This window comes from Actinomadura sp. 7K507 (assembly GCF_004348425.1).
Classification (GTDB): domain Bacteria; phylum Actinomycetota; class Actinomycetes; order Streptosporangiales; family Streptosporangiaceae; genus Spirillospora.
Genome location: NZ_SMKK01000412.1, coordinates 1 through 4,270, shown reverse-complemented (window position 1 = coordinate 4,270; position 4,270 = coordinate 1). Strand labels below are relative to the sequence as shown.

General features: G+C 70.8%; 5 protein-coding genes and 1 pseudogene. All 6 read left to right on the top strand.

Annotated features, from left to right (window positions below):
- Nucleotides 1–608, top strand: a 608-nt coding sequence (locus E1285_RS43600) for an ACT domain-containing protein (protein WP_132160775.1), incomplete at its 5' end; no start/stop codon positions are given.
- A 323-nt stretch (nucleotides 609–931) separates the two neighbouring features.
- Entirely contained in the window at nucleotides 932–2,518 is a 1,587-nt protein-coding gene (gene ffh / locus E1285_RS43595; RefSeq protein ID WP_132160774.1) for a signal recognition particle protein, read from the top strand.
- 233 nt (nucleotides 2,519–2,751) lie between these two features.
- Entirely contained in the window at nucleotides 2,752–3,282 is a 531-nt protein-coding gene (gene rpsP, locus E1285_RS43590; protein ID WP_132160773.1) for a 30S ribosomal protein S16, read from the top strand.
- Nucleotides 3,283–3,284: 2 nt separating this feature from the next.
- Nucleotides 3,285–3,527: an RNA-binding protein gene (locus E1285_RS43585; RefSeq protein WP_021598307.1), complete on the top strand. Its 243-nt coding sequence runs from the start codon at nucleotides 3,285–3,287 to the stop codon at nucleotides 3,525–3,527.
- Nucleotides 3,528–3,538: 11 nt separating this feature from the next.
- Complete coding sequence (gene rimM, locus E1285_RS43580) at nucleotides 3,539–4,051, top strand: ribosome maturation factor RimM (RefSeq protein ID WP_132160772.1); 513 nt, start codon at nucleotides 3,539–3,541, stop codon at nucleotides 4,049–4,051.
- Nucleotides 4,048–4,270 (top strand): annotated as a pseudogene (locus E1285_RS43575) (tRNA (guanosine(37)-N1)-methyltransferase TrmD); the annotation flags it as partial. The gene rimM and the pseudogene E1285_RS43575, both read left to right, overlap by 4 nt.

Sequence of the window (4,270 nt, the reverse complement as noted above, 5' to 3'; positions counted from 1 at the left end):
CCGCCGGCCAGGCGGCCCTCGCCCGCCACGACGGTGCCGCCGTCCGCGTCGCCGGCTCCCGGATCACCATCGCCGCCCCCGACCGGCCCGGCCTCCTCTGGCGCGCCGCCGGCGTCCTGGCCCTCCACCGCCTCGCCGTGAAGACCGCCCGCACGATCTCGTCCCCGGAAGGCTCCCGCGGGACCGCCGTCCTGGACTTCACGGCCGTCCCCGAATACGGGACGCCGCCGGACCCGGCCGGCCTGGAGGCCGACCTGCGCCGGATGCTCGCGGACCGCCTCGACGTGGCCGGCCGCCTCGAACGCCGCGCCCGCTCCGCGCGGGTACGTCCGGGCGTGACGGTCCCCCCGCCCCGCGTGATGATCGTGGACGACGCGTCCCGCACGGCCACCGTCGTCGAGGTCCGCGCCCACGACCGTCCCGGACTGCTGTGGCGGATCGGCCAGACCCTGGGCGCATGCGGCCTGCAGGTCCGCGCAGCGCAGGTGGACACCCTAGGCGCCGAAGCCGTGGACGTCTTCTACGTCGTGGACGCCCAGGGCGACCGCCTGACAGACCCGGCCGAACTGACGACCATCCGCACCGAGATCCTCGCAGCCCTCCGCTGACCGGGATTTTCGTACACGGCCCGCAACCGTTCTGCGACGGACCTCGTCTGGCGCTCCACGTGTGGTCGCGGGCAGCCCCTCCCGGATGGCCCGGCACCGTTGCGGACCGTCCCCATTGAGATCCTCGCGGCCCTGCGCCGACCCGCACTTCGTCCTTGGTCCACACCCCTCGTTGGAGGGCTCGGTCGGCGTTCGCGCGGCAGGCTGGAAGGCGGAGGGTGAGGGGACGCTGGAAACCGGCTCGGCAAGACGGGTGGGGCTCGGCCTCTGACCCGATACGCTGATAGACGATCCCAGAAGCTTTCCAAGGACGGTCCAGACACGTGTTCGAGACGCTCTCCGACCGGTTGACGACGGTCTTCTCGTCGCTGCGCAGCAAGGGCCGGCTCTCCGAGGCCGACATCGACGCCACGGCCCGCGAGATCCGGATCGCGCTGCTCGAGGCCGACGTCGCGCTGCCCGTGGTCAAGGACTTCATCACGGAGGTCAAGGAGCGGGCGCGGGGCTCGGAGGTCTCGCAGGCGCTGAACCCGGCGCAGCAGGTCGTCAAGATCGTCAACGAGGAGCTCATCAACATCCTCGGTGGCGAGACCCGGCGGATCAGGCTGGCCAAGAGCCCGCCGACCGTGATCATGCTCGCGGGTCTGCAGGGCGCCGGTAAGACCACGCTCGCGGGCAAGCTGGCCCGCTGGCTGAAGCAGGAGGGGCACGCGCCGATGCTGGTGGCGGCCGACCTGCAGCGTCCCAACGCGGTCGAGCAGCTCCAGGTCGTCGGCGAGCGGGCCGGGGTCCAGGTGTTCGCGCCCGAGCCGGGCAGCGGCGTCGGCGACCCGGTGGACGTGGCGCGGCGGTCGATCGACCAGGCCAGGCACGCCCAGCACGACGTCGTCGTCATCGACACCGCGGGCCGCCTCGGCATCGACACCGAGATGATGCAGCAGGCCATCGACATCCGCGACGCCGTCAACCCCGACGACGTGCTGTTCGTCGTCGACGCCATGGTCGGCCAGGACGCGGTCAACACCGCCCAGGCGTTCATGGACGGTGTCGGCTTCGACGGCGTCGTCCTCACCAAGCTCGACGGCGACGCCCGCGGCGGCGCGGCCCTCTCGGTCCGGCACATCACCGGCCGGCCGATCATGTTCGCCTCGACCGGCGAGAAGCTCGAGGACTTCAGCGTCTTCCACCCGGACCGCATGGCGGGCCGGATCCTCGACATGGGCGACATCCTCACCCTGATCGAGCAGGCCGAGCAGGCGTTCGACGCCGAGCAGGCCGAGAAGATGTCCACCAAGTTCGCCTCGGGCGAGGACTTCACGCTCGAGGACTTCCTCGAGCAGATGATGATGATCCGCAAGCTCGGCCCGATCGGCAACCTGCTCGGCATGATGCCGGGCATGGGGCAGGTCCGCGACCAGGTCAGCCAGATCGACGACAAGGACCTGGACCGCATCGCCGCGATCATCCGCTCGATGACCCCGCAGGAACGCTCCCAGCCCAAGATCATCAATGGTTCGCGGCGGGCCCGCATCGCGCGCGGCTCCGGGGTCGCCGTCGGCGAGGTCAACAGCCTGGTCACCCGCTTCTTCGACGCGCAGAAGATGATGCGCCAGATGGCCGGCGGGATGGGCATTCCCGGTATGCCCGGCGGACGGAAGAAGGCCACCAAGGCGGCGAAGGCGTCCAAGAACAAGAAGGGCAAGCAGCGCAGCGGGGACCCGCGCAAGCGGGCCGCCGGAAAGCCCCGGCAGGACGAGCAGCAGCCCGCGGCCGACGGCATGCCCCAGGAGCTTCCCCCCGGCCTCGGCGGAGGTCAGGGCGGGCTTCCCCCGGGCCTCGGCGGCGGCCAGCTTCCGCCGGGTTTCCAGATGCCCGACCTGAACAAGCTCCAGGGCCGCAAGAAGAAATGACCGCGCGTTCCGGCGGGGGATGGCCGGCCGGACTCGCCGGGTCTTGGACACGGCATCGCGCGATTGCGCTTTTACCGTCATCGTCTGGCAGAATGACTGGCTGGAAACCCGGAATCGCGAGGCGCCCTCTCTCGTCCTGCGCGACCGGAGTCCATCGGGCGGCCGTGAGCCGGTGTTCCCCACCTGGCGCGGGCCCGCCCACCCTGTAATGAAGTCTGGAGTACACCACACCCGTGGCAGTCAAGATCAAGCTCAAGCGTCTGGGGAAGATCCGGAACCCGCAGTACCGGATCGTCGTCGCGGACGCCCGCACCAAGCGTGACGGGCGCGCCATCGAGGAGATCGGGCTCTACCAGCCCAAGCAGGAGCCGTCCCTCATCAAGATCGACTCCGAGCGGGCGCAGTACTGGCTCAGTGTCGGCGCGCAGCCGACCGAGCCCGTCCGCAACCTGCTGAAGATCACCGGCGACTGGCAGAAGTTCAAGGGTGAGCCGGGTGCCGAGGGCACCCTGAAGGTCGCCGAGCCGAAGGCCGACCGCAAGGCGGCGTTCGAGGCGGCCGTCAAGGAGTCGCTGGGCGGGGACGAGCCCGCCGGCCCCGCGACAAAGGGCAAGAAGAAGGCCGAGCCGAAGAAGTCCGAGGCCAAGGCCGACTCCAAGTCCGACTCCAAGTCCGAGGCCAAGTCTGAGGCCAAGGCCGACTCCAAGTCCGAGGCCAAGGCCGAGACCACCGAAGCCAAGACCGAAGCCAAGAGCGAGGGCTGACCGTGCTCGAAGAAGCGCTCGAGCACCTGGTCCGCGGGATCGTGGAGAACCCGGACGACGTCCGGGTCCGCGCCCGCCGGATCAGGGGCGGCCGGGTCCTGGAGGTGCGCGTGCACCCCGAGGACCTCGGGAAGGTCATCGGCCGCAGCGGTCGCACCGCCAAGGCCCTCCGCACGGTCATCAGCGCCCTGTCCGGGGGCCGCTATGTGCGCGTTGACCTGCTCGACGTCAACGAGGTCCGCTGAGTGGCGTTCCGATGAGCGAACCGCTCGTGGTGGGACGGATCGGACGGCCGCACGGGGTCCGCGGTGAGGTCACCATCGATGTCCGCACGGACGAGCCGGATTCCCGGTTCGCCGCGGGCACGCGGATCCTCACTGACCCCGCGGCCACCGGCCCCCTCACCATCGAGCGCGCCCGCTGGCATTCGGGACGCCTGCTCGTGCGCTTCGCCGGGATCGCCGGCCGCGACGCCGCGGATCGACTGCGCGGCACCTGGCTCGTCGTCGATCCCGGCGACATCCCCCCTTCCGCCGACCCGGACGAGTTCCACGACCAGGAGCTGATCGGCCTCGCCGTCGTCACCGCCGAGGGCGCCGCCGTCGGCGAGGTGGCCGGCGTCCTGCATCACGGCCAGGACCTTCTGGTCGTGCGCGGGCCCGCCGGCGAGAAACTGGTCCCGTTCGTGGCGGCCCTCGTCCCCGAGGTGGACGTTCCCGGGGGGCGGCTCGTGATCGATCCGCCCCCCGGGCTGCTCGACGAATCATGAGACTCGACATCGTCACGATCTTCCCCGAGTACTTCGCCGCCCTGGACATCTCCCTCATGGGCAAGGCCCGGCGGACCGGCCTGCTGGACGTCCACGTCCACGACCTGCGCGACTGGACCACCGACCGGCACCGCACCGTGGACGACACCCCCTACGGCGGCGGCCCCGGCATGGTCATGAAACCGGCCCCCTGGGGCGAGGCCCTCGACACCATAATCC

Excerpts from the sequence above, each read along its gene's own strand:
- rimM (WP_132160772.1), top strand. The coding sequence starts at position 3,539 with ATGAGCGAACCGCTCGTGGTGGGACGGATCGGACGGCCGCACGGGGTC.